This window comes from Bradyrhizobium sp. ORS 278, assembly GCF_000026145.1.
Classification (GTDB): Bacteria; Pseudomonadota; Alphaproteobacteria; order Rhizobiales; family Xanthobacteraceae; genus Bradyrhizobium.
On record NC_009445.1, the window covers coordinates 5,238,468 to 5,264,305 of the forward strand.

Annotated in this window: 21 protein-coding genes; 7 read left to right on the forward strand and 14 right to left on the reverse strand. The window is 65.5% G+C overall.

The genetic code is table 11. The annotated features are described in order from the left end of the window. Window positions 1-14: 14 nt before the first annotated feature. The 4 genes from BRADO_RS23455 (at window position 15) to BRADO_RS23470 (ending at window position 2,726) form a co-directional block, all read left to right on the forward strand. Window positions 15-1,139, forward strand: coding sequence for a flagellar basal body P-ring protein FlgI (locus BRADO_RS23455; RefSeq protein WP_041756844.1), 1,125 nt, complete (start codon window positions 15-17; stop codon window positions 1,137-1,139). Beyond that, window positions 1,139-1,555, forward strand: coding sequence for a flagellar assembly peptidoglycan hydrolase FlgJ (gene flgJ, locus BRADO_RS23460; RefSeq protein ID WP_012028687.1), 417 nt, complete (start codon window positions 1,139-1,141; stop codon window positions 1,553-1,555). The genes BRADO_RS23455 and flgJ overlap by 1 nt, the downstream gene beginning before the upstream one ends. 48 nt (window positions 1,556-1,603) lie before the next feature. Next, the gene (locus tag BRADO_RS23465; protein WP_012028688.1) at window positions 1,604-2,089 is read left to right on the forward strand and encodes a hypothetical protein; all 486 of its coding nucleotides are present in this window, start codon (window positions 1,604-1,606) and stop codon (window positions 2,087-2,089) included. A gap of 250 nt (window positions 2,090-2,339) precedes the next feature. Beyond that, on the forward strand, window positions 2,340-2,726 hold the full coding sequence (locus BRADO_RS23470) for a hypothetical protein (protein WP_041756845.1): 387 nt from the start codon (window positions 2,340-2,342) through the stop codon (window positions 2,724-2,726). A gap of 198 nt (window positions 2,727-2,924) precedes the next feature. Here BRADO_RS23470 and flaF read toward each other — a convergent pair whose 3' ends face one another. From flaF to BRADO_RS23485, 3 genes are all read right to left on the reverse strand, one after another. Further along, a complete protein-coding gene (gene flaF / locus BRADO_RS23475; protein ID WP_035648247.1) occupies window positions 2,925-3,290 on the reverse strand; it encodes a flagellar biosynthesis regulator FlaF in 366 nt (121 codons plus the stop codon). A gap of 376 nt (window positions 3,291-3,666) precedes the next feature. Next, on the reverse strand, window positions 3,667-5,241 hold the full coding sequence (locus tag BRADO_RS23480) for a flagellin (protein WP_012028691.1): 1,575 nt from the start codon (window positions 5,239-5,241) through the stop codon (window positions 3,667-3,669). 230 nt (window positions 5,242-5,471) lie between these two features. Next, entirely contained in the window at window positions 5,472-7,016 is a 1,545-nt protein-coding gene (locus BRADO_RS23485) for a flagellin (RefSeq protein ID WP_041757690.1), read from the reverse strand. A 387-nt stretch (window positions 7,017-7,403) separates the two neighbouring features. Between BRADO_RS23485 and flbT the strand changes: the two genes are divergently transcribed. Next, window positions 7,404-7,850 (forward strand): flagellar biosynthesis repressor FlbT, encoded by a 447-nt coding sequence (gene flbT / locus BRADO_RS23490; protein ID WP_041756846.1) that lies wholly within the window; start codon window positions 7,404-7,406, stop codon window positions 7,848-7,850. Window positions 7,851-8,031: 181 nt separating this feature from the next. Here the strand turns inward: flbT and BRADO_RS23495 are convergent, their stop codons facing one another. The 10 genes from BRADO_RS23495 to BRADO_RS23540 form a co-directional block, all read right to left on the reverse strand. Beyond that, window positions 8,032-9,579 (reverse strand): flagellin, encoded by a 1,548-nt coding sequence (locus tag BRADO_RS23495; RefSeq protein ID WP_041757692.1) that lies wholly within the window; start codon window positions 9,577-9,579, stop codon window positions 8,032-8,034. A gap of 336 nt (window positions 9,580-9,915) precedes the next feature. Continuing rightward, the gene (locus tag BRADO_RS23500) at window positions 9,916-11,430 is read right to left on the reverse strand and encodes an aspartate aminotransferase family protein (protein ID WP_041756847.1); all 1,515 of its coding nucleotides are present in this window, start codon (window positions 11,428-11,430) and stop codon (window positions 9,916-9,918) included. Beyond that, window positions 11,427-12,617, reverse strand: a complete 1,191-nt coding sequence (locus tag BRADO_RS23505) for a RimK family alpha-L-glutamate ligase (protein ID WP_012028696.1) — start codon at window positions 12,615-12,617, stop codon at window positions 11,427-11,429. Before BRADO_RS23505 ends, BRADO_RS23500 begins: the two co-directional genes overlap by 4 nt. A 52-nt stretch (window positions 12,618-12,669) precedes the next feature. Further along, complete coding sequence (locus tag BRADO_RS23510; RefSeq protein WP_012028697.1) at window positions 12,670-14,286, reverse strand: hypothetical protein; 1,617 nt, start codon at window positions 14,284-14,286, stop codon at window positions 12,670-12,672. A gap of 10 nt (window positions 14,287-14,296) precedes the next feature. Continuing rightward, a complete protein-coding gene (locus tag BRADO_RS23515; RefSeq protein WP_012028698.1) occupies window positions 14,297-15,100 on the reverse strand; it encodes a hypothetical protein in 804 nt (267 codons plus the stop codon). Between the two features lie 92 nt (window positions 15,101-15,192). Beyond that, entirely contained in the window at window positions 15,193-17,064 is a 1,872-nt protein-coding gene (locus tag BRADO_RS23520; RefSeq protein WP_012028699.1) for a flagellar protein, read from the reverse strand. A gap of 13 nt (window positions 17,065-17,077) precedes the next feature. After that, window positions 17,078-18,943 (reverse strand): flagellar hook-associated protein FlgK, encoded by a 1,866-nt coding sequence (flgK, locus tag BRADO_RS23525; protein ID WP_012028700.1) that lies wholly within the window; start codon window positions 18,941-18,943, stop codon window positions 17,078-17,080. 43 nt (window positions 18,944-18,986) lie between these two features. Further along, on the reverse strand, window positions 18,987-20,792 hold the full coding sequence (locus tag BRADO_RS23530; protein ID WP_012028701.1) for a flagellar hook-basal body complex protein: 1,806 nt from the start codon (window positions 20,790-20,792) through the stop codon (window positions 18,987-18,989). A 299-nt stretch (window positions 20,793-21,091) separates the two neighbouring features. Next, on the reverse strand, window positions 21,092-21,595 hold the full coding sequence (gene msrB / locus BRADO_RS23535) for a peptide-methionine (R)-S-oxide reductase MsrB (RefSeq protein WP_012028702.1): 504 nt from the start codon (window positions 21,593-21,595) through the stop codon (window positions 21,092-21,094). A gap of 94 nt (window positions 21,596-21,689) precedes the next feature. After that, window positions 21,690-23,117: an FAD-binding oxidoreductase gene (locus tag BRADO_RS23540; protein WP_012028703.1), complete on the reverse strand. Its 1,428-nt coding sequence runs from the start codon at window positions 23,115-23,117 to the stop codon at window positions 21,690-21,692. Between the two features lie 117 nt (window positions 23,118-23,234). Here BRADO_RS23540 and BRADO_RS23545 point away from each other — a divergent pair, with 117 nt between their 5' ends. Next, complete coding sequence (locus tag BRADO_RS23545; protein ID WP_012028704.1) at window positions 23,235-23,774, forward strand: histidine phosphatase family protein; 540 nt, start codon at window positions 23,235-23,237, stop codon at window positions 23,772-23,774. Window positions 23,775-23,827: 53 nt separating this feature from the next. Next, window positions 23,828-24,253 carry a universal stress protein gene (locus tag BRADO_RS23550; RefSeq protein WP_012028705.1) on the forward strand — a complete coding sequence of 142 codons (426 nt, stop codon included), beginning with the start codon at window positions 23,828-23,830 and terminating at the stop codon, window positions 24,251-24,253. Window positions 24,254-24,416: 163 nt separating this feature from the next. Here BRADO_RS23550 and BRADO_RS23555 read toward each other — a convergent pair whose 3' ends face one another. Further along, window positions 24,417-25,763, reverse strand: coding sequence for an IS1182-like element ISBrsp2 family transposase (locus BRADO_RS23555; RefSeq protein ID WP_050781079.1), 1,347 nt, complete (start codon window positions 25,761-25,763; stop codon window positions 24,417-24,419). Window positions 25,764-25,838 lie beyond the last annotated feature (75 nt).

A 25,838-nucleotide genomic window follows, 5' to 3' on the forward strand; every position in this document is an offset into this window, starting at 1 on the left:
GAGGGGAGCATAGGATGCGACGCGTCCGATTTACGCGCCTGTTTCAGGCCGCTTGCGCCGCCATGCTGGCGCTGGCCTCTACCGCCATGCCCGCGCATGCGACGTCGCGGATCAAGGATCTCGCCAATATCGAAGGCGTGCGCCAGAACCAGCTGATCGGCTATGGCCTCGTCGTCGGCCTCAACGGCACCGGCGACACGTTGAACAACATCCCGTTCACCAAGCAGTCGCTGCAGGCGATGCTCGAGCGCATGGGCGTCAACATCCGCGGCGCCACCATCCGCACCGGCAACGTCGCCGCCGTGATGGTGACCGGCAATCTGCCGCCCTTCGCCACGCAGGGCACGCGCATGGACGTGACGGTGTCCGCGCTCGGCGACGCCAAGAATTTGCAGGGCGGCACCCTGCTCGTCACCCCCCTGCTCGGCGCCGACGGCAACGTCTACGCCGTCGCGCAGGGCTCGCTCGCGATCTCCGGCTTCCAGGCCGAGGGCGAGGCGGCCAAGATCGTGCGCGGCGTGCCGACGGTCGGCCGCATCGCCAACGGCGCCATCATCGAACGCGAAATCGAATTTGCACTCAACCGGCTGCCGAACGTGCGGCTGGCGCTGCGCAACGCCGACTTCACCACGGCCAAGCGCATCGCTGCCGCCATCAACGACTTTCTCGGCGTCAAGACCGCCGAGCCGATCGATCCCTCCACGGTGCAGCTGAGCGTCCCGCCGGAATTCAAGGGCAATGTGGTCGCCTTCCTGACCGAGATCGAGCAGCTGCAGGTCGACCCGGATCTCGCCGCCAAGATCGTGATCGACGAGCGCTCCGGCATCATCGTGATGGGCCGCGACGTCCGCGTCGCCACCGTCGCCGTGGCGCAGGGCAACCTCACCGTCACGATCTCCGAGAGTCCGCAGGTCAGCCAGCCCAACCCGCTGTCGCAAGGCCGCACCGTCGTCACGCCGCGGACCAGCGTCGGCGTGCAGGAGGACGGCAAGAAGTTTGCGGTGGTCAAGGACGGCGTGTCGCTGCAGCAGCTGGTCGATGGCCTCAATGGCCTCGGCATCGGCCCGCGCGACCTGATCAGCATCCTGCAGGCGATCAAGGCCGCCGGGGCGATCGAAGCCGACATCGAGGTGATGTGATGGCCACCTCCTTCGTCGACTCCTATGCCGGCCGCGTTCCGCTCAGCATGCCCTCGGCGGCCGCGAGAACGGTGCCACGGACGGACATCGAGCTCACGGACGCGCTGAGCAAGGTCTCGCCAAAGGCTCAGGCCAAGGCCAAAGCCACCGCGACCGACTTCGAGGCCATGTTCCTCAACTCGATGTTCTCGCAGATGATGAGCGGCGTGAAGGGCGACGGCCCGTTCGGCGACACGCCGGGCACCGGCGTCTGGCGCTCGATGCTGACCGAGCAATACTCGAAGAACTTCGCCAAGGCGGGTGGCGTCGGCATCTCCAACGATGTGTTCCGCACGCTGATCCTGCAGCAAGCCAAGAGCAGCAGTTCGGGCAGCAGTTTGGGCAGCAATTCTAACGACAGCAAAGCGTCAACGTAAGCGTAGGCATTGCGGGGGTCTGAGGCCGCCGTTCGGAGGAGTTTGAGGATGAGCGCACAGGGCCAGGCGAAGAAGACAACCTATGCGGCCGCAGCCACCGCGGCCGAGGCGCGCGCGCTCGCCGACGAGATGGTCAGCGTCATGAGCGAGCTGATCGCGGTCATCGAGCAGGAGACCGAGCTCGTCCGCGCCGGCAAGCTCAAGGAAGGCATGGCCTACGGACCGAAGAAGACGGAGTTGTCGCGTCACTACGTCGCGATGGTCGGCCGTCTGAAGGCCAGCCAGGCGTTCATGAAGCAGACCGCGCCGGAACTGCTCGCCACTCTGCACCGTCACCACGACACGTTCCGCGCGATGCTGCAGGTCAACCTGACCGTCCTTGCCACGGCGCACGCCATCTCCGAGAAGATCGTGCGCGGCGTCAATGCCGAGGTCCAGCGCAAGAACATCCCCAGCACCTACACCGCCGGCGGCCGCCGCGCCGCGCCCGGCTCGCGCCATCTGACCCCGCTCGCCGTGAGCCGGACGCTCTGAACCCGGCGTCTCGGGCCGCCTCCGGCGCCGAGCTCGCGCCACTTTGAACACGGTCCAATCCTGAACGTCGAGAAGCCGCGCCGCCCGGGGCCGCGCGGCTCGCGCCCGTTAACGGCTCAATAAGATTAAAAGGCCGCGCGATTCAGTACCTGTCATTCATTCTATTTCCTAACATAACGTTGATTGGTGGTCGGCATAGTTGCAAGCGGGATGGGTTGGGAATTGACTCGATGGCCATGAGGAGGCTGCCATGAGTTCCGATTTCAGCGTGAGGCCGGTGGGCGCGCCAGCGTCCGTTCCGATCATTCAACCGTCGAGCCCGGCGGTGGCGAACGCTGTTCCGACGGACCTTCCTCCGAGCCAGACCGTGACTGCGGCCGATCCCGGCACGCCCGTCAGAAACGACTCCCAGCTCAACGTTGCCAACGACCTGTCCGTGTCGCACCAGGCCTATTACGACCGCGCGGCTGCCGCGCTGGTGTTCCAGGTGGTGAACCGCAAGACCGACCAGGTGGTGACGCAATATCCGGACGAGGCCGTGCTGCGGCGGCGCGCCTATTTCAATACGCTCGACCTGCAGAAGGATCTGCAGAAGGAAGATACGCCGCGCGTGGTGCCGACCGATCGCATCGCCTGATTCCGTCTGTCGGCGGCAAACATCGAGCCGCCCGGCGTTTTGCCGAGGCGGCTTTTTCGTTCTCTGAATCAGCTTCCGGAAAGCGCTGGCGGCGTATCACCTGTTGACGAGCACAGCTCCAGACAGGCTCGGCGGGTCGGACGCGAACTGGATGCTGACGATGTCAGCTGCCCCGTCAGTCCCTGCTCGCGCAACCGCTCAACTGCGCCCCGACAATCCCGCGGCGATATGGCAGTTGATGTCGATCAGCGATTTGAGCTTCGCCGGATCCGGATCCATCTGCATCTCGATGGTCTGCTTCATGACGAACACGCCGATGTTCGCGATATTCTGCCGGATATCGAGCGGATTCGGATTGTCCTCGGCCTCCATCGCACTCATGAAAATCGTCCAGAGGCGGCGATTGAACAGCAGCGCCTTGTACATGTTGCGATCGGGACCATTCCAATTGGCCTGGACTTCCTGCAGCTGCCGCGCCGCCTTCAGCAATGCCTGAGCTTCGATCTCCCGTGGTGATGCCGTCGTTTGCGACGTGCGTGCATAGGCTTGAGCGGCATATGACATCAAGTACTCCGGACTGACGCGGGGACACCAACAAACTGCACGCGTTTTGTACGTTGCCCGCGTTTAAAATATGGTTAGCAGCTGTTAGCGCATTTCGCCTCTTGATATCAGCAGATACCTAAAACAACCGCACCTGCCAAACGTCTTAATTTGGTGCGAACGGAGCGATTCAAATTGCGAGAAAAGATTCTGGTCTCGCTCAGCAGCACGCGACGGATGGCCGACTGACGACCGCTACGAGCCCTGGCGCTAAAGGTCGCGCGACAAGCCACGCCGGCCTCATTGTCCCGCAGTCCAGAAACAGCGTAACTCCAAACGCAGAAGCGGCGGGCCATGCCCGCCGCTTCGCGAAGATCCGATGGACGAACCGCTGTGCTCAGCGCAGCAGCTGCAGCACGCTGGCCTGCGACTGATTGGCCAGCGCCAGAGCCGAGACCGCGATCGACTGACGGGTCGACAGCGCCTGGCTGTTGGCCGCCTCCTCGTTGGTGTCGGCCAGCGTCAGGTTCGACGAGCCGGTCTGCAGCACGTTAATCAGGTTCTTGTTGAAGTCCTGGCGGATCTGCACGATCGACAGGTTCGAGCCGAGCGAGGAGGCCTCGGAGCGGATCGCGGTCGAGGCGCTGTTCAAGGTGGTCAGCACCTTGTTCGCCGAGTTGCTGTCGAGGAAGTCGGTTCCGACCACCAGAGACGACAGGCCGAGACCGGTGCTGTTGAAGGTCACGCCGGTGATGTTCAGCGTCGACCGGCCGGTCTCGTTGAACGTCAGCTTCAGGGTATCGCCGTTCAGCAGATTGATGCCGTTGAACGAAGCGTCCTGCGCCGTGGTGTTGATCTGCGCCAGCACGTTGTTGTACTGCGCGATCAATCCGGCGCGGGTGGTCTGCGAGTTGGTGTCAGCCACCGGGGTGGAGGCCGTCACGCCGTTGAACGCCTGGCTCGCGGCCGTCGACGATCCGGCCACCGTGCCGATGGTCGAGGACGCGGCTTCGTTGGTGGTCAGGATCGTGAGCTGGCCGGTGGTGCTCAGGCTGGCCTGCAGATTGTTCGCCGCGAGCGCGGTGTTGAGCTGCGCCAATGTCGATATCTGCGATGCGCCTGTGCCGAACGTTATGTTCGTTGCGACACCGCCTCCTGTCGAGGCTATGGTCAACGTCTGGCCCGTCAGCGCCGGTGGATTTCGACTCACTGGGCTCACGGACCCCAATCCGAGCTTCGCCAGCGCTGTGCCCCCGAGAGTGAGATCCTGAGCCGTGCCTGTGGCAATGACTATCTTGCCGCCTGACACCGAGGACGGCGTCGCGCTGGCGCCGGTCACCGAGTCGATCGCAGCCAGCAGGTTGTTGACCGTATCGCCGACACCGATGTTGGTTCCAGCTGAGACCGAACCGGCGACGAAGGTGAACACTACGCCGTTGACGGTCAGCGTGTCGCCGGTGGTGATGCTGCTGGCCAGATCGTTCGAGGTGGAACTTGGCGTGCCCGACAGCCGGGTCGTACCAGTGATGGCGACGGAGGTGCTGAGATTATCGTTGCTGACGGCACTACCCGTCGCGAAGGCGTTTGAGGAGCTGCCGAGCAGATTGTTGGCGGTCGCGCCGGGGATCACCGCGGAGGTGATGCTGGACTTGGTCGTGTAGCCCGTGGGGGCCTGGAGAACCTGGCTCGCGATCGACTTTGCGCTGTCGACCAGCTTCTGGAGCGAGGTCAGACCGGTATTCGCGGCTTGCAGAACCTGGACACCGTTGCCGATGCTGTCGAGCAGATTGGCGATGTCGGATGCGCGGTTGTTGAGCGACTGCGCGGTGAAGAATTCGGTGGGGTTATCGAGCGCCGTGTTGACCTTGTTGCCGGTGGCCAGGTTGTTTTGAGTCGTGGCCAGCAGCGATGCGGTATTTTGCAGCGCCAGCAGGTTTTGGCGAACCGAAGCCGAAAGAACGATACCGGACATGTTTGTGAAACCTTCCTAGTTATTCACCAGGCGGTTCTAGTACAGGTACTTTTAAAACATGGTTAATGGCACTTTAAATTTCTTGCTTAACGACTGGTTGCGATCCCCTTCCGTGCTCGTGTCCCTCGTCGGGAAGCAGTAATGATACGGACAACCCGGCCGGACCAGGCGCAAAAAAGCGGCGGGGTTTCCCCCGCCGCTTTCGCTGCTTGTGTGAGAACGCCTTAGCCTTAGCGCAGCAACTGCAGCACGCTGGCCTGCGACTGGTTGGCCAGCGACAGCGCGGACACCGCGATCGACTGGCGGGTCGACAGCGCCTGGCTGTTGGCCGCTTCCTCGTTGGTGTCGGCGAGCGTCAGGTTCGACGAGCCGGTCTGCAGCACATTGATCAGGTTCTTGTTGAAGTCCTGACGGATCTGCACCACCGACAGGTTCGAACCCAGCGTGGAGGCTTCCGAGCGCAACGTCGAGCTTGCGGTGTTGAGGACGCCGATCACCTTGTTCGCCGAGTTGTTGTCGAGGAAGTCGGTGCCCGAGGTCAGCGTCGAGAGGCCGAGACCGCCGGTGTTAAAGGTCACGCCGGTGATCGACAGCGTCGACTTGCCGTTCTCGTTGAACGTCAGCTTCAGCGTATCGCCGTTCAGCAGGTTGACGCCGTTGAACGAGGCGTCAGCCGCGGTCGTGTTGATCTGCGCCAGCACGTTGTTGTACTGCGAGACCAGGCTCGCCCGCTGCGCCTGCGCGGTGGAGTCAGCCACCGGAGCCGCCGCCGTCAGGCCGTTGAAGGACTGGCTGGAGGCCGCCGCCGTACCACCGATCGTGCCGATCGTGGCCGAGGCCGCGTCGTTGGTGGTGGTCAGCGTGATCTTGCCACTCGAGTCGATCGAAGCCTGCAGGTTGTTGGCTGCGAGCTTGGTGTTGAGATCGTTCAGCGAGTTCACCTGTCCTGTCCCTAGGCCGAACGTGATGCTGGTTGCCGTGCCGCCTCCTGTGGCACCGACCGTCAGTGTCTGTCCCGCCAAGCCGTCGCCGACCGTGCTGAGGCCGAGCTTCGCCAAGGTGCCGGTGCTGCCCGAGAGCGTCAATCCTGCCGCCGGCGGCGTCAGGGTGATCGCGCCCGCGGAGACCGAGCCGGTCACGCCGGTCGCCGTCTGGATCGTCGACAGCAGGTTGCTGACGGTGTCGCCGATGCCGATGGTGGTGCCCGAGGAGGACGTGCCGGTGACGAAGGTGAAGGTCGTGCCGTTGACGACCAGCGTCTCACCGGAGGTGATGCCGGTGGCCAGGTCGTTCGACGACGAGCCCGAGGTGCCCGACAGCTTGGTCGAACCGGTGATCGCGGACGAGGTCGTGGCGTCGTTCTGCACGACCGAGCCGGTCACAGCCGTCGAGCTGGCGCCCAGCAGGCTGGTGGCGGTCGCACCGGTCAGCGCCGCCGAGGTCACGCTCGACTTGGTGGAGTAGCCCACCGAGCTCTGCAGAACCTGGTTGGCGATCGACTTGGCGCTGTCGACGAGCTTCTGCAGCGAGGTGATGCCGGTATTGGCGGCCTGCAGCACCTGCACGCCGTTGCCGATGCCGTCGAGCAGATTGGAGATGTCGGAAGCGCGGTTGTCGAGGCCCTGGGCGGTGAAGAAGTTGGTCGGATTGTCGAGCGCCGAGTTGACCTTCTTGCCCGTGGAGAGGTTGTTCTGCGTGGTGGCGAGGAGCTGAGCCGTCGACTGGAGCGAGAGCAGGTTCTGGCGCACCGACGCCGAGAGAACAATACCTGACATTTTCATACCCTTCTGGTGTGAAACAAACTGCCCGATCCATTCAGGATCAGGGCGAAGCCCGCGGCTGACTGCACCGCCGGGCGACGTCCGTTAAGGTAAACGGCAGTGGCTAACAAAGGGTGAAGCGGCATCAGCGGCTGCCCTGTCGGAAGCCCGCCCCGTCTCGGACGCTCAGGTCGATTCGCGACCGATCACCTTGAAAACACCGCGCATTTCACCGAGCGCGCGGACCGTTTACCGGCTGTTAACCATGTTCGGAAAGGATTGCTGCGCGCTGACCGATCGAGCGCGCAGACTCCCCGCAGGATCTCGACGGCAGCCAAGCCGGTCAGCGGCTTCGACGAAGCAGGTTGGGCGCCGCGGCGATTGCGGCAACGGAGAACAAGAATGGCCCTGAAAGTCGAACTGAAGCCGCATGAGCGCATCATCATCGGCTCTTGCGTGATCACAAACACCGACCAGCGCGCCCGCCTGCTGATCGACGGCGAGAACATTCCGATCCTGCGCGAGAAGGACATTCTGACGCCGGAGACGGCCGACACGCCGGCCAAGCTCGTCTATCTCGCCGTCCAGCTGATGTACATCTCGCCCGGGGCGGACGCAGATCACGGCACTTATTTCAACCTGCTGCGCGACATCATCACGACCGTGCCGAGCGCATGGCCGATCATCGAAGCGATCAACGGCCACATTCTCAACGGCGATCTCTATCAGGCGCTGAAGGAGGCGAAGAAGCTGGTCGCCTTCGAGAAGAAGCTGCTCGAGCAGGCCCAGGCCGAGCAGCAGGCTCAACAGATCGAACAGGCGGAAAAGCCGGTCAGCTCCGCGGCCTGAGAACGACGGAATCAGAACGAGGAGCCCGGCTCTGAGCGCGGAGCCGGGCTCCGCGTTGTGAGCGAAAGACGCATCATCGCTACGGCCGACCGGCCGGGCACGCCGGCCATCGCAAGCGCTGCCTGCAAACGCGAAAACGGCGGGGTTGCCCCCGCCGCCTTCGATTTTGATAGGCCGCCGATCAGCGCAGCAGCTGCAGCACGCTGGCCTGCGACTGGTTGGCCAGCGACAGCGCGGACACCGCGATCGACTGGCGGGTCGACAGCGCCTGGCTGTTGGCCGCTTCCTCGTTGGTGTCGGCGAGCGTCAGGTTCGACGAGCCGGTCTGCAGCACGTTGATCAGGTTCTTGTTGAAGTCCTGACGGATCTGCACCACCGACAGGTTCGAACCCAGCGTCGACGCCTCGTTGCGCAGGGTCGAGCTCGCGGTGGTCAGCAGGCCGATCACCTTGTTCGCCGAGTTGTTGTCGAGGAAGTCGGTGCCCGAGGTCAGCGTCGACAGGCCGAGACCGCCGGTGTTGAAGGTCACGCCGGTGATCGACAGCGTCGACTTGCCGTTTTCGTTGAACGTCAGCTTCAGCGTATCGCCGTTGAGCAGGTTGACGCCATTGAACGAAGCATCGCTCGCCGTCAGGTTGATCTGCGTCAGCACGTTGTTGTACTGCGCCACCAGGTTCGAGCGCTGCGTCTGCGCGGTCGAGTCCGCCACCGGAGCCGCCGCAGTCAGGCCGTTGAAGGACTGGCTGGAGGCCGCCGCCGTACCACCGATCGTGCCGATCGTGGCCGAGGCCGCATCGTTGGTGGTCGAGAGCGTGATCTTGCCGGTCGACGAGTCGATCGAGGCTTGCAGGTTGTTGGCTGCGAGCTTGGTGTTGAGATCGTTCAGCGACTTGACCTGCCCTGTCCCTAGGCCGAACGTGATGCTGGTTGCCGTGCCGCCTCCTGTGGCACCGACCGTCAGTGTCTGCCCCGCCAAGCCGTCGCCGACCGTGCTGAGGCCGAGCTTGGCCAAGGTGCCGCTGCTGCCCGAGAGGGTCAATCCTGCCGCCGGCGGTGTCAGGGTGATCGCGCCCGCGGAGACCGAGCCGGTCACGCCGGTCGCCGTCTGGATCGTCGACAGCAGGTTGCTGACGGTGTCGCCGATGCCGATGGTGGTGCCCGAGGAGGACGTGCCGGTCACGAAGGTGAAGGTCGTGCCGTTGACGACCAGCGTCTCACCGGAGGTGATGCCGGTGGCCAGGTCGTTCGACGAGGAGCCCGAGGTGCCCGACAGCTTGGTCGAACCGGTGATCGCGGACGAGGTCGTGGCGTCGTTCTGCACGACCGAGCCGGTCACGGCCGTCGAGCTGGAGCCCAGCAGGTCAGTGGCCGTGGCACCGGACAGCGCCGCCGAGGTCACGCTCGACTTGGTGGAATAGCCCACCGCGCTCTGCAGCACCTGGTTGGCGATCGACTTGGCGCTGTCGACGAGCTTCTGCAGCGAAGTGATGCCGGTGTTGGCGGCCTGCAGCACCTGCACGCCATTGCCGATGCCGTCGAGCAGATTGTTGATGTCGGAAGCGCGGTTGTCGAGGCCCTGGGCGGTGAAGAAGTTGGTCGGATTGTCGAGCGCCGAGTTGACCTTCTTGCCCGTCGAGAGGTTGTTCTGGGTGGTGGCGAGGAGCTGTGCCGTCGACTGGAGCGAAAGCAGATTCTGGCGCACCGACGCCGAGAGGACGATACCTGACATTTTCATACCCTTCTGGTGTGAAACAAACCCTCGATCCCTTCGAGATCAGGGTGAAGCCCAGGACGACCTTGCGGCCTGGACGACGGGCGTCACGGTGAATGCCAGTAGCTAACGATTGCTGAAGTGGTTGTGGCGCCGGCTCGGCTCAATCGATCGGAGAGAGCAGCGACGAGTTCCAGCGCGCGGCCCTGCGAGCAAGCCGCCCCTTGAAAAGACAGACAGATTCATTCACGCGATGGCATCTTCACCACGCGTCAACCAACTTTCGAAAGCTCCCGCGCACCATCTCGGTTCATCTTTGCGGGTGGTAACATCGCCCTGGAACGATCCAGCAATTTACCATCCCGGCACCAGTGGCGGCGCGTGGGCATCGATCAATGGCGCGACACCGGCTGCGCGCTGACGTCCGAACATCAGGACCGCGTCGACCAGCCGATCGACGTCATCGACGCCGGTGCGATGGTTGACGATCGCGGCGCGGATCGCCAGGCGGCCCTCCAGCATCGTCGTCGACGGCGCCGCGAGACCGGATTCATGGATGTCGGCGACGACGGCGCCGTTGATCGCGTCGGCATCTTGGCACCGGTAGCGAAAGCAGACGATGTTCAGATTGACCGGCGCCAGCAGCTCCAGCTCCGGCTCCGCACGCACCCTTGCCGCGAGGTGTCGCGCCAGCCGGCAACTCCTGGCGATCATGCTGCCGAGCCGGTCGGTGCCGAACGTCCGCAGCGTGAACCAGGTCTTCAGCGCCCGAAAGCCGCGCGACAGATCGGGCCCGAGGTCGCATGGCCATTCCGCGCCGGCGGCAAGCCCGCGCGTCTCGCGGCGGAGATAGGCGGCCGGTGAGGCAAAGGCGTCACGATGCCTCTCGCCGTCGCGCACCAGCAGGAATCCCGCGTCGTAAGGCACCTGCCCCCATTTGTGGAAGTCGAGCGCGATCGAATCCGCGCGCGTGATACCGGCGAGCCTGGGCGCGAGCTCCTCCGACATCATGGCCAGCGCGCCGAATGCGCCGTCGACGTGAAACCACAGGCCCTCGCTGCGGCACAGCTCGGCGACATCGGCGAGATCGTCGATGGCGCCGATGTCGACCGTTCCTGCCGATGCCACGACGAGGAACGGATTCAGGCCTGCCGCGCGATCGGCCGCCACGGCTTCGCGCAGCGCGGCGATACTGATCCGATGTGCCGCGTCGACGGCGATGCTGCGCAGCGCAGCGCTGCCCAGCCCGCAGATGTCCATCGCCTTGGCGATGCAGCCATGCGCGGCCTTCGACGTGTAGGCGCGCAGGCGCTGGCCGGACTCGCCGAGCCCGTCGCGACGAACCGCGGCCCCCAGCGCGGCACGGCGCGCGATCACGACCGCCATCAGGTTCGCCATCGAGGTGCCGGTGACGAACAGGCCGCTGGCGCCTTGCGGGAAGCCGAACAGCTGCCGCGTCCAGTCGACGACCTCGCGCTCGATCTCGATCGGCGCGTGGTCGCGGCCGCCGAGATTGGCGTTCAATCCAGCCGCCAGCATCTCCGCGAGCATGCCGACCACCGTGCCGCCGCCATGCACCCAGCCCATGAATCCGGGATGCACGTTGCCGGTGGCGTGGGGAACGACGAGCTCGCTGAAATCACGATAGACCTCGGCGAGATCGGTCGGCCTGTGCGGAAGATCGCTGCGAAAGCGCTGCCGCGTCGCCTGCGACATCGGCTGCCACACCGTGCGGTCGCGGATGCCGGCAACGTAGTCGATCATGTCGTCGAGCATGCGATGACCTTGCGCGCGCAGCTCGGACCAGTCCTGTGGATCGAGCGTCTCGGCTGGCCGCAACGACGCGTCGCTGCGCAGCTCCGTGCTCACGCCGCCTGCTCCGCCGCCGCGACGGCGCGCCTGGTGATCATGTCGGCGAAGGCTGCGAAGATCTTGCGCATCTGCGGCGGCTTGTAGGGGAAGACGTCCGGCGGATCCATGTTGTGCACGACCGCCGTATTGTCGGCCTCGAACACCAGGAGCGCGCCGTCCTTGGTCTCCGCGCAATCGATGATGAAGTAGTCCAGGCCGATGCGCTCGGCGATCGCCGCGAGCACGCTGCGGTGACGCCGGCCGAAGCCGATGTCGAAAGTCTGCATGAACGTCGCTTCTTCGAGGCGCTTGCTCTCGCTCGCGGCCATGCCGGCGTTGAGATACCAGATGTCCCAGCGTTTGGCGATCGCCATGTGGCAGGCATAGGCCACCCCATCGACGAACACGATGCGGTATTTGCGGAACTGACCGTCCTCGCTTGCATAGTCGACGAAGCGCGAGACGAAAAATTCCTGCTCGTCGCGCTCGTCGAGATAGAGCGACAGCTCGATCGGCTCTTCGACCTTCTCGAGACCGACGCCGGCATGTGAGCCGCGCGGCCGGATGATGATCGGAAAGTCGAGGGCGCCGTCGACGTCCTCGATCGGCTCGCGCTCGTCCGCGACCTCGACCAGGCGCTCGCGCTCGACCGGGATGGTCACAGGGATCGAAAGCCCCTCGATGCCGGCGAGCAGCGCGTGCAGCTTGTCGCGATCGAGATGCCAGACCCGCTCCGGCGGGTTGAGCAGCGGACGCGGCCAGCGCGGGGCGGCCGCATTGATCTCATGCAGCGCGTGCTGGCAGTCCTCGGAGTCGGAGGCGATGACGATGGCGACGTCGTGCGCCGGCAGCGGCGACGGCAGCTCCGCGCCGGGGACGACATAGAGCAGCATCAGCTCGATATCGGTGTCCTCGAGCAGGAACTCGATCGGCGTGTTGCTGCCCATGTCGGTCGATGCCGCCAGCGCGAGCACGCGCAGCCGCGGCTTCGAATTGCCGCCCGCCACACGATAGAGCTGCTGCGCCTGCAGCACATCGTGCTGGATCGCGAGCCCCGAGGATTTCTCGCCGATCAATTGCGCGACCAGCGCCAGATCGAGCCCCTCGCCCGGTGTCGCCGTGCCGTCGAGCAGCTTGTCCAGCAAGGCCGTCCACATCGGCTTCAGGTCCTGGCCGTCGAACGCCGCCTTGGCGATCTTGGCCATGCCTATCCGCTCGGCGCATCCTGCGCCGGCGGCGTCGGCCAGAGCGAGCAAATCAGTTGGCATGGCAGATATCCCTGAGATCCTGACTGCTCAGATCCGACACGAGCAGCTCCGTCTTGGCGACCACATCGGCGATACGATCGATGTCGGCTTCGAGATTGACGCGCGCGGCGGTGATGTCGTCGCTCCAGGCGTCCGTGACCTGGCGCGCGCCGATGCACAGCCGCAGCGCTGCGGCAGGCCGCTCGCCGTCGCGTTCGATCCGCACCGGCTGGCCGATCAGGCATTGCCGCGCCGCGACCGAGGCCGCCGGTCCGCTGAAGCGGCTGCCGAGATCCTGCTGCAGGGCGCGATAGACCGCCTGCGTTTCACCGGGATCGAGCAGCTGCCCGGCGCGCTGCAGCGCGAACGGGAAAATCGTGGGGACGGCGAATTCGTCGTCCGTCTCGTCGGCCCCGGCATGGGTCGGGATCGGACACAGCACCGGAGACAGCGTCAGCAGGCTCTCGATCGCCTCGCCGAGCTGACGGATCGCCATCCGGCGGAACGAGTCGGGCACCGCGTGATAGGCCGCGATCTCCTCCAGCGCCGCTTCCCAGCGCAGCCATTGGCCGATATTGGCCCGCTGTGCCGAGCGCGCCCGCAGATCGGTCCAGGCGAGCGGCCAGTCGCTGCGATTGACATAGTCGAGCAAGCCGGATGCAACGGCATGGCTGCGCGACGAAACCGAGCGCGGCACCAGCAAGGCGCCGCTGAAGGCCGGCCCGCCGAAGAATTTCGAGCCGGATATCAGCACCAGATGCCCGCGATCGAGATGCGCGCGCAGGCGCCCCGCTCCGAGCCGCATCTGGCAGGCATCGACGACCACCTGGACACGTTCCGGCCAGCGGCGCGCCACCTCGTCGAGGCAGGCCGAGCCCGGCGCACGCCAGCCGAGCTTGGAGGCATCCATCACCTGCAGCAGCACGTTGCGTCCGTCGCGGACGAGGCCGGCGACCGTGTCGAGCACCACCGTGTCGATGTCGCTGCGCGGCTGCATCGCCGCGCCATCGAACAGCGGGACGAACACCGCGTCACCCGAAAGTCCGTCGATCGGAGCATCCCTGGTGACCGCGAGGCCGCTCGCGGTCCGCGTGCTGAAATGCCGTCCGCGGGCGGTTGCAGCCGTGCCGCTGCCCGTCTGATCGCTGCCGATGATGACGCTCGTGACGACGTCACCGAGTTGCGCACGCACCAGCGCCAGCGCATGAAGCTGCGCGTCGGTGCCCGACGGCGAGAAGACGATGTCGACATCGTCGGCGAGACCAAGATGGCCGCGCAGTTCGCGACGCATCTCCTCGGTGCGGCGATCGAGCGCCTCGTCGACGCCGAGCGAGATCGCCGCGTGCATCAGCTGCTCGCGCGCGAGCTCGACCCGCGCATAGGCGCGTTCGGAGATCGGCGAGGCCGTGCTCGAGGACAGGCACAGCAGATCAGGCGCCGGAGTCGGCGGACAGCCATAGGCGTTGCGGCCCCACGGCCGGTCGAGCGCCAAGCGGCTGTCGCCGCCGTCGATCAGGAGATCGCCGAGCAAGGCGAACAGATCGCGCAGACCGGTCGCCGCGCCCTGCCCTCGCATGACGGTCAGGGACGATGTGGAAAGCTCCGGCCGGATCGCAGGCGGCGTCATGGCGCGATCGTCAGGCGGCGTCTGCGGCGGCGGTCGGGACCGCGATGGCCGAGGCGAATTGCGAGGCGACATTGCCGTGGAAGACGGACGGACCGACATGATCGAGACGGCTGTCGAGATCGGCCCAGATCTCGCCGCCGAGATCGGTCCAGCGCTTGCAGAACGCGAAGTCCTCGCTGAGATAGGTGCCGGTCTCCGGGTCGATCAGGCATTCGAACAGCGCGAAGCGGTTCGGGCTGCCGGCCAGCGCGTCCTGCGAGTGCTCGCGGAAGAATTGCAGCTGTGCATAGGCCGGGTGCGCGATCATCGCCTCGATGACGCGGCGGCGGATCATCAGGAAGCCGGTGCCGGCATAGCGCACGCGGGTGAAACCGTTGACCACCGCGACGTGATCGGGATTCTCGATCTCCAGCACATAGTCGAGCGAGGCCGCGGGCACGTCCATGCGGTTGTCGTGGATGGCGCGGCGCGCCTTGGTCCAGTTGACCTTTTTGACCGGATAGACACCGGCCACCATGTCGCCGCCGGACTCGATCAGCCGGAACACCTGCTTCGGTGTGAAGCCGATGTCGGCATCGACGAACAGCAGATGCGTCGCGGTGGGGTCGTTGAGGAACAGCGTGACCAGGTTCGCCCGGGCGCGGGTGATCAGCGCGTCGCCGTCGCGCATGTGGACCGTCAGATCGACATTGGAGGTCGCGCGCAGCGCGCGCTGCAGGGCGAAGATCGAGCTCGCATAGATGCTCGACACCTGCCCGCCGAAGCATGGCGTCGCGATCACCAGATGGATCCGCTCGTCGGTCGCGTTACTCACGTCAGCCTCCAGATGCAGAGGCTCCCGCCTCAAATCTGAACAAAAGCTAAAGAGACGTGGTTAACGAGAACTTAACCACCGTCCCCGTTTTTTTACAGGTACTTCACGAGCGACAGCTGGGCCAGCATCGCGGTCGTCTGGTAGGACGCCTGCAGGTTGGTCTGCAGCTGCAGAATCTGGCTCGCGACCTCCTGCTGCGAAATGCCCTCGGTCTGGTCGACCAGGCTCTGCATCGCCGCCTTGGCCTGGGTCTGGCGCGCCGTCGCATCCTTCATCGTGGTCTGCGCGTTCGCGAAGTCGGTCTGGATATCGGAGATCGACTGCTGGCCGAGCTGGGACGTCAGATTATAGGCGATCCGCTCGCTGAGCGCGCCGATCTGCTGGCCGGCATTCGCACCGGTCGGCGGCGTGTTCACCGCGGCATAGACGGCGGTCTGCTGCACCAGGTTGCGGATCGCGAACTCGTTGGCCTGGGCGCCGAACTGAATGCTCTGCGCGGTGTCGATGCGGATCGAGGCGCTCGCGCGCGCCGTGCCTGGCCCGCTGTTGCCGGTGTACCAGGAGATCGTGTTGGTCGAGCCGTTCACGAGTGTGGTCGCCGATCCCAGCGGCGTTCCGGACACCCGCAACGGCGGCGTCGGCGCGGTCACCGTGCCCGAGAAGCCGAGCGCGGCGAATGCGCCCGCATTCGAGCTCGAGATCGAGAAGCTTGCCGCATTGTCGGTGCGCAGAGTGATCGCACCACCGCTCACGGTGGAGGCCTTCGAGGTGCCGCTCAGCGCGTCGATCTTCGACAGCAGCGTCTGCACGCTGTCGGTGATGTTGATCTGGGTGTTGCCGCTGGCGCCGGAGGTGACGAAGCTCAGCGTCTGGCCGTTGACCGTGATGGTGTCGCCGCTGGCGAAATTTGTCGAGATGGAATCGGTGCTGGCCGCGCCCGACAGCAGCGTGGCGCCGGTGATCGGCGCCGGCGTCGCGGCCTTGTTGTTGACCACCGTTCCGGACACGGCGCTGGCCGTGTTGAAGAAGTTGTCGCCGGCGGTCACCGCGGAGGCACCGACGAGAGCGGTGTTGGCGAGCGTCCCGATCGCCGTGTTCAGCGCCGCATTCAGATTGGCCGAGGTCGCCGCCGGCGTCAGGCCGATCGCAAAGGTGTTGGCGGGCGCCGGCGTGGTGGTCGAGGCCGTCAGCTGGATCGACTCCGAGGTGCCGTCGGGCAGCTTGAAGGTGAAGCTGATCTGGTCGCCGGCATTCGGATTGCCGGCCGTGAGATCGACCGAGATACCCGCCGGCGAGCCGGACGGGCCGGTCACCGTGGCGTTGGTCAGCGACGAGGTCACCGAGCTCAGCTTGAAGCCGAACGGCGAGCCGGCGACGTCCTCAGACAGCGTGATCGGCACCGTGGCGGAGGCTGAAAGGTTGAGGCGGCCGAGACCGTTGAGGCCGAGATCGGCCTGCCGCCGCTCGGCGATGACCTGCTTCAGGCCGGCCTGGGTGGCCGTGCCGTTGAGGATCTCGTCAGCGGAGGCGATCGCCGGCCGGTCGGTGGCGCTGCCGGAGAAGATGAAGCGGTCGCCGACCTGGGTGTTGAGGATGCCGACGATCGCCGACAGGTTCGACGAGGCCGTCTGCTGGCCGGTGGTCTGGCCGGTGCTGGTCAGGTTCTGCGGCGTCGCAGAGGCGCCGCTCTGCACCTGGTCGCCGATCTTGGACAGCGATTGCAGCGAGGTATTCATTGCGCCGATGACCGTGTTGACGTGAGTCATCGTCAAGGTGAAGGCCGAGATGTTCGATAGCTGGGCCCGCGCCGCGATCGCAAACCCCTCGTCCGGCCCCATCCCGGCGTAGTTGCTCGCCTTGTTGCCGCTCGACAGCTGCGTCGAGAGATCGGCGAGCTGGTTGGAGATGTTCCGCACGGACAGGCCGAGCAGAGACGTTCCGTAATTGACACTGCTGATCGTCATCTGACACGAACCCTTACTGATAGGCCTGGAGCAGGCTCTGCATCATGCTCTGCACGACCGACATGATATGGGCATTGGCCGCGTAGGTGTTCTGGACCTGGATCAGGTTCGACATCTCGCTGTCCATGTTCACACCGGCGGTGGATTGGAACTTCTCCTTCAGCGTCGCGACGACGACGCTCTGGCCCTGGCTCAGCTGGGTCGCGAGCGTCGAGGCGCTGCCCTGCTGGCTGACGAACTGCTGCAGATAGCCGGACACCGTGCCCTGGAACGGCTGCGCCGCCGAGCCGAGACCGGTCGTCGGCGAATAGCTGAAGGTGGCCGAGGTCAGCTGTGCGAAGATGAAGTCGGGTCGGGTCGAGTCGCCCGCGGCGGTCGCCGGCGAGGTCGAGTAGGTCGACAGCTTGGTGGCATCGTTGAGCAGCGCCGGATTGACGTTGAGCCGGCCGGCGAGCCCCGTCATCTGCGAGCCGGACGAGGTGATCGCGCCGGTGTAGAGCGCGCCGCCGTCGGTGAACACCGGCAGCTGCGCATTGCCGCTGGCGAGCGTCTGTACCGTCGTCGTGCTCGAGGCCGCCTTCACCGTCGCCTGGCTGGTGCCGTCATCGGTGATGCGCAGCGTCGTGCCGGTCGGATTGGAGAACTGCAGATGCGCCGACCCGAGCGCGCTGTTGAGCTGCGTGACCACCGAGGCCATGCCGAGCGAGAAGTCGACGCCGACATAGGACGGGTTGGCCCCGGTCGCGTTCTGCAGCGGCAGCGCGGCGGGATCGTTGACGTTGACGATCTTGACCTGGCGCTGGACGTTGCTCGAATCCGTGTAGGTCAGGTTGATGGTGTTGCCGGCCAACAGGCCTGTGGTCGAGACGTCGAAGCCGGCCGGCGGACCGGAGACGGTGGTGCCCGCGGTGGTCTTGTCCGACAGCGCCGAGGCAAACGTCGCCGCCAGTTGGTCGACCTGGGTCTGCGCCTGCACCAGGGTCTGGTCCCGCAGCTTGAGGTCGGCCGCGATCTGGCCGGAGTTCAGCAGGCTGTTGGCGACGACGTCGAGCGAGACGCCGTTGGACAGCTTGATGTTGAGCTGCCCGACGCCGTTCTTGGTCGGATTGCTGTTGTATTGCGAGGTGGCGTCGAGCGTGCCGGGCGAGGAGAAGGTGAACTCAGACGTCAGTCCCGCGCCGACCAGCTGAATGCCGGAATTGGTGAACACGCTGATGCCGTTGGTCGAGTCCGGGACGACGCGGATATCGACATATTTCGACAGCGTGTCGATCGCGTTGTCGCGCTGGTCCTGCAATGTTGCCGCCAACGGATCCGACGAGCTGAGGCCCTGCAGCTGCGTGTTCAAGGTGGCGATCTGCTTGAGCGCCCCATTCACCTGCGTGACCGAATCGCCGATGTCCTGCTCGACATTGCTGCGGAGCGTCTGGATGCCCTTGGTGGTCGCGTTGAGCTGCTGCGCCACGCCCTGCGCCGCCGACAGCGCCACCGACTGCGCCGACTGGTTGCTCGGATTGTTCGACAGCGACTGCAGCGCCGTGGTGAAGTTGTTGAGCGCCGTTTCCAGGGTGCCGCTGCCGCCCGGCGTGCCGTACACGCTCTGCAGCTGCTTCAGGATGTTGGCCATCTGGTCGGCATAGGCTCCGCCCGAGGTCTCGGTGCGGAGCTGGTTCTGCACGAACAAATCGAGCTGACGGTTGACGCCCGTCGTCATCACCGTCGAGCCGAAGCCGCCGGAGGCGACCTCGATCTGGTTCGGGTTCTGCGCGACGTAGCCGGGCGTATTGGCGTTGGCGACGTTCGACGAGATGATCGAGAGCGCCGCCTGCGTCGAGCGCAGGCCGGACATCGCGGTGGCGAGGGCTGAACTCAAACCCATGTTCGTTTGCCTTATGTCAATTCAACTGCCACGTGGCTGCGCGTCAGCGCAGCACGTTCAGAAGATCCTGCACCATCGAATTGGCCGTCGTGATCACCTTGGTGTTGGCCGAATAGGCCTGCTGGGTCACGATCAGCTTGGTGAACTCGTCGGCGATGTCGGTGTTCGAGCCCTCCAGCGAGCCGCCCGAGATCTTGCCGGACGCGCCGATGATCGCCTGGCCGGACTGGTCGGTCGCCTCATAGGCGCCGCCGTCGAGCGCCTTCAGGTAGTTGGTGCCGTTGAAGTGCGACAATGTCACCTGCGCCAGGTTGATGGTCTGGCCGTTGGAGAAGGTGCCTGTGACGATGCCGCTGTTGTTGACGGCGACCGACTGCAGCTGGCCGGCGGCGAAGCCGTTCTGCGAGATGTTGTTGATCGTCGCCGAGCCGATCGTGCTGGCATATTGCGTCAGCGCGCCGGAGGAGATGTTGAGGCTGACGGTGCCGAGCGTGGTGCCGTCGACCACGACGTTAGGGATCGAGATCGACGACGTCGTCGGCGAGGTCAGCGAGCCGTCGGAGGCGAAGGTGAAGTTGGTGCCGACGTTCTGCCACGCTACCGTCGAGCCGGTGGCGCTGGAGTTGGTCTGATAGAACAGGTTCCAGGTATCCTTGTGGCCGGTTCCGAGCGTCGAGCTGTCGGTCTTGGCCCAGCGCAGTTGCACGTTCACCGGCGTGCCCGCGGAGTTGTAGGTGGTGACCGCGCCGCCCGAGATCGTCTCGTTGTTGAAGTTGGTGAGATCGTTGCCGATCACGATGCCGGTGCCGGCGCTGGCCGTTCGTGTCAATGCGACTGGCGATGTGAGACCGAGCGCGGTGAAGCCGGTCGAGGCGCTGGTCATCGTCCAATCCTCGCCGCTGCCGGAATGCAGCGTGATCTTGCCGGCGGTAATGGTCGGCGACACGCCGGTCACCGCCGCGACCTTGGCCAGCAGCGTGCCGACGGAATCGCCGACATTGATCTGCGTGCCCGAGGCGCCGGACGAGACGAAGGAGAACGTCACGACGTCACCGGCGCTGCCGGTCAGGGTGATGGTGTCGCCCGAGGTGAAGTTCGAGGTGATGGAATCGGTGGCCGCGCCGCCGGACAGCAGGGTCGACGTCGTGATGTTGGCCGCGTTCTTGTTGACCGCGGTACCGCCCGTGGTGGTGGCGTCGGCATAGAAATTGGTGCCGACCGGCAGCGGCACGTTGGAAAGGTCGGCCGAGTTGAGGCCGCCGGCCGCCACCAGCGTACCGGTCGCCGCATTGCCGCTGGCACCGGTCTTCGGCTGCGTCGGCAGGTTGGCGGCGTATTGGATCGCGGTGGTCGCCTGCGCGGGGACGAAATTGTTGGCGAACTGCAGCACCGTCGGCACGTTGCCGGTGGCGTTGCCGGTCTTGGCGTCGACCGCGACACCCATCAGATAGTAGCCGGCGCCGTTGATCAGATTGCCATTGGCGTTGAGCTGGAAGTCGCCGCGGCGGGTGTAGTTGGTGACGCCGGTGAAGACCGGCACGTTGTCGACCACCGATGTCGCCTTCTGCACGTTGAAGAAGCCGTCGCCATTGATCGCCATGTTTGTGGCGACCGAGGAGGTCGAGACCGTGCCCTGGGTGGTGATGGTCGCCTTGGCGAAAGCGGTGACGCCGCCGGCGTTCTGACGGGTCGGATTGGTGGCGTTCGGAATGAGGTCCTCGAAGCTGGTGCCGATGCCCTTGTAGCCAACGGTCGAGGCGTTCGCGATATTACCGGAAATGTTCTGCAGCGCGAATGATTGAGCGGACAGGCCGCTCACCGAGGTGTTCATCGCGTCGAAGATACCCATACCATTCTCTCCACATTGACCCGGCGGCCGGTCCGCCCATGGCCGCGTTTTCGTGGAGAGCTGTCGCAATCACCGTGCCAGACATGAAACCGGTGTGAAATCAGCGACTTAAAAAATAACAACGTGAAAAAAGCGGTGCCGGAAGTGGTGAACAATTGCCGAGCCGGCAGATCTTGCCGGGGCAGCCGCGCCCAAACGCGCTCCGGCTCCACTGCTGCAAGCAGGCGCCGGCGCGTCCTCAAGACCCGCTTTTCAGATCTTCAACGGACGCGCTGGCCAATCCAGGCGGACAATTTTCGTCAGGTCGAGGATTGGCTGGCCGGATGGAACACCAGCGACAGGCCGTCCATGCAGTAGCGCAGGCCAGTCGGCTTCGGGCCGTCGTCGAACACGTGGCCGAGATGGCCGCCGCAGCGCCGGCAATGCACCTCGGTGCGAACCATGCCGTAGGTCTTGTCCTGGCGGGTGCCCACGGCGTTGTCGAGCGGCTTGAAGAAGCTCGGCCAGCCGGTGCCGCTGTCGAACTTGGTCTCGGAGGAGAACAGCGGCAGGTCGCAGCCGGCGCAGGCGAAGGTGCCCTTGCGGTGCTCCTTCAACAACGGGCTGGTCCAGGGCCGCTCGGTGCCTTCCTTGCGCAGGATGTCGAACTGCTCCGGCGTCAGCTGGGCGCGCCACTCCGCTTCGGTCTTCTCGATCTCGAATTTTTCGGCGGCGCGGGCGGGCGCGGAGCCGCCGAACCAGCGCAGGGCGGCGAAGCCGAACAGTCCGGCTGTGGTCGTGAGCATCATGCGTCGATCGATCATCTCTGGTCTCCGTACGACAGGGATTACCGGATTTACGGATGAGATTGCACCAAGTTACGCCGGGTCCGCGCCCGACGCCTCACTTTCTTGCGAGCTAGCCGCCCTCCCCGGCATCCGGACGGCGGGTGAGATCGGAGGGCTGCGGCCGCAGCGGCAGCCGCGAACCGGGACGCTGCGCGGCCCTCTGCCGGGCCTCGGCAGCCCGAGCCTCGCGGATCCGCTCCTGCGCCCGCGCCCGCTCGCGATGCCGGGCGAGGGTTCCGGCGGCGGCGGCGCGGCCCCGGACCCAGAGATTGACGACCTGACCGGCCACCCGGCCACTCACGCCGCCGGCCCACACCAGCTCGAACGGCGAAAACAGCTTCCAGCGGTCGTCGCCGGCGAACATGGCCTGCGCGATCAGCTGCCCGGCCATGGCCGATGTGTTCATGCCCTGGCGGCCGAAGCCGCTCGCCACCCACAGGCCTTTGCGCAGCTGGCCGATCTGCGGCATGCCATGGACCGTCTGGCCGGTGACGCCGCCAAAGGTCTCGGTGATCTCGACCCGGCCGAGCTGCGGAAACACGGTGCGGATGCGGCGCTGCAAGGCCCCGGCAAAGCGGCTCGGGCGTCCGTCCCAGGTCGTCTCCGGGCTAGCCCACATCAGCCGGTCCCCGGCGACGATGCGGAATTGATCGACCCCATCGGTGTCCTGCACCGAGCCCTGAAAGGCGATCGCCTCCGCCAGGTCAGCGCCGAGCGGCGCGGTGACGCCGGCATAGCGCCACACCGGCAGCAGCGTGTCCGACAGCTTCTGCAGGGGCGCGCCGAGATGGATGTTCCCGGCCAGCACGATATGCGAGGCGCGCATCCGCGCCGACGGCGTCACGATGCGCTTGCGCACGCCTGAGGCGTCGATGCTGACCACCGGCGTGTCCTCGAAGATCCGCGCGCCCGCACGGTGCGCGAGCCGCGCCAGCGCGTGGACGTATTTGCGGCCGTCGAGCTGGAACGCCCGGGGATAATGCACGCCATGAAAATAGCGGCTGGTCTTGAGCTCGGAGCGGACCCGCTCCACCTGCCAGCCCTCCACCTCGGTGTCGAAATCCTCGTGCAGCATCTGCAGCCGGCGGATCAGCGCATCGCCGGCATCGACGTTGGAGACCTCGAGCGCGCCCTCACTCAGGGCGATGCCCGGCATCGAAGCCGCCTGGGCGCGGATGAACTCGGCTCCCTCCCGCGACAGCGCCCACAGCGCCCGCGCCCGCTCCAGCCCGACGCGCTCGATCAGATCCGGCAGCGCCAGGTCGAACCCCGGCAGCACCGTGCCGACCATGGCGCCGGAGGCGTTCCAGCCGACCTGACGTCCCTCCAGCACCGCGACGCTCGCGCCCTGCCGGGCGGCGCACAGCGCCGTGGTCAGCCCGGCGAGGCCGGCGCCGACCACGCAGACGTCGACGTCGAGGTCGAAATTCAGCCTGGTCCGGGCGACCACGCCTGCGGCATCCGCGTCATCGTTCGCGCTTGTGAAAGTCTCGCTCATGGCGTTTTCTTAGCGAACCCTGCGCCGGTCTGTCACCTGACGTCATGACGCTTTTAGTGGCGACAAAGAGACGTGATACAGCCTGACTCAGGCCTGACCGATTCGAGACCGGATTCCATGCGCCGATTGATGCTGCTGCGCCACGCCAAGACCGAGACGGACGCGCCGTCGGGCCGCGACCAGGACCGCCGTCTCGACGAGCGCGGGCACCAGGATGCCGCCGTGATCGGCGACTTCATCGCCAGCAACCCGCCGGTCCCGGATCTCGTGCTGGTCTCGACCGCCGTGCGGGCGCAGCAGACCTGGGAGCTCGCCTTCGCCGCGATGAAGGAGCGCATCGCCGCGCCACAGGTGGAATCCGTGGCGGAGCTGTACGCCGCCGAGCCGATGCAGATCCTGTATCAGATCCGCCTCGCCGGCGCGTTCGATCCGAAGCAGTTGCTGGTCGTCGGCCACAATCCCGGCATGCACGAGCTGGCGCTTGCGCTCACCGGCCGCGGTGATGCCGAGGCGCGCCAGGAGCTGGCGCGCAACATGCCGACGGCAGGGCTTGCCGTGTTCGACTTCGACACCGAGGATTGGGGCGATGTCAGCTTCGCGCGTGGCAATCTGCTGACGTTCGTCACCCCGAAGCTGCTCAAGCACGGCTCCGATTGACAGGTCAGCCTCGCCGGGCGCGTAATATCGACGCCGAGTGAGGAGGCCACGCGATGTTCAAATCGATTCTCGTTCCCATCGATCTGGCCGACACCGACCTCGCCAAGCCGGCGATCGCGACCGCAGCAACGCTCGCCGAGACGTGGCAGGGCACGGTGCATCTGTTGAACGTGATGCCGATGACACCGGTGATGCTCGCCGAATACGTGCCGGCCGATTTCGACGCGCAGCAGCGCGAGACCGCCGAGGAAGCACTCTCGATCGTCGCCCGCGAATCCGGCATCCCCACCGAGCGCATCAGCTACACGGTCCGTCAGGGCGGCATCTATCACGAGATCCTCGAGGAAGCCGCCAAGGTGCAGGCCGACCTGATCGTGATGACCTCGCACCGCCCGGCGATGCGCACCTATTTCCTCGGCAGCAATGCCGGGCACGTGGTGCGCTACGCGAAATGCTCGGTGCTGGTGGTCAGGCCGTGAGGCGCGGATCGCACGCGTTACGCCGTGATCGCGTAGAGCTTGTGAGCCAATTTGAGTTCAGGGCTGAGTTTGCGACGAGGGGCTGTCGCCGCGGGATAGCCGTTGTGGGCGGCTCTGTGCGGCGGATTGTCCCGGAGGATCCCTCGGATGCCGCTCCCGGCGACTATGATGCTGCTTTTTGACAGGCGATGAGGTGCAATCCTTGCAGAAGGTTGTTGGTGAACGCGTACCAGCTCACGACGGCGCGAACCTTGTCGATGCCGCGTACCGTCACTTGCCGGAGGTCCCAGTTGCGCCAGCGGGCGTGGATGCATTCGCACAGCGAGCGGAGCTGATACTGAGCCTTGCCGGCTTCGCTCGCCATGCGCGCTCGCCAGGCCGCCACACCAGGGCCATCGGTATCTCGGGGCAGATAAGGATCAACACCGCTTTTTTGCGAGCGCGGCGGACAGTAGATCTCGATGTTCTGGCCATGCGCCCATTCGATGTCGTCGCCACGGCAGTATCCGCCATCGACGAGGTAGCGCCTGGGCAGGCGTTGCAGCTTGTCGCGCAGCCGCTCCAGCATCGGTCGCATCAGGCCGCCGTCTGATCCGTTGTTGTCGATGTCGATTGCGACCACGATCATCGCAGCTGCAGCGCTGACGACCTGCACGTTGTAGGCGGGACGGAAGCCGGCATCGGCCATCTTCATCCGCCGCGCCTGCGGATCGGTGGTGGAGGCCCGAGGCTCCTTCGGCTTCTTGCCGTTACCGCCTTTTTCCTCGAGCTTCTGGCGCTTGCGCTTGATCTCCTCCAGCGCCGCCTGCGCCGCTTCGACCTTCTGTTTATGCTCGCGTGCGGCGCGCTCACGCGCCGCGCGGATGCGCCGGTTGCTGGCTTCTGGATCTGCATCGACTTCCCGCTTGAGCTCTTCCACCACCTCCGTTGCTTCCGCCAGCTTCTGCTGCAGCCTCGCTTCGCGCCGGAACGAGCTGGCCCCCGCATTGGCGCGGATCCGCACCCCGTCCTGTGCCAGCGTATCGAGATCGACCAGCCCGGCCTCGCTCAACGCCGCCAGATGTTCGCTCATCAGGCGGTCGAGCACATCGGCACAGCCGACGCGGAAGTCCGATAGCGTGTGATAGTTCAGCGATACCCCGCCACACAGCCAGCGATAGGCATCATGGCTCTCGCACAGGCGATCCAGCGCCCGAGCACTGCCGACGCCGTCGCTGGTGGCATAGAGCCAGAGCGCCAGCAAAAGGCGTGGCGACGGTGCCGGATGACCAGGCCTGTTCTCCCGCGCCTTCACTCGGTCTTCCAACTCGCTCAGGTCGAGCGTCTCGACATAGGTCCAGATCATCCGCGCCGGATGATCCTGCCCGATCAGGCTGTCGATATCGACCGCGCGCAGCTCGACCTGGTTGCGCTCCGGAACCCGCAGACGAGGCGCACCCTTCGGAAGCTCCCGCGCTTTGGGACCCGACTGCTCCGGCAATCCATCGAAAAGCTCGTCCTTAGCCATCATGACCTCCAGCAAACCGCTCCGCTCAGAGAATCATAGTCAGCGAGAATAGGCATCGAAAGATTCACAGCCTCGTAG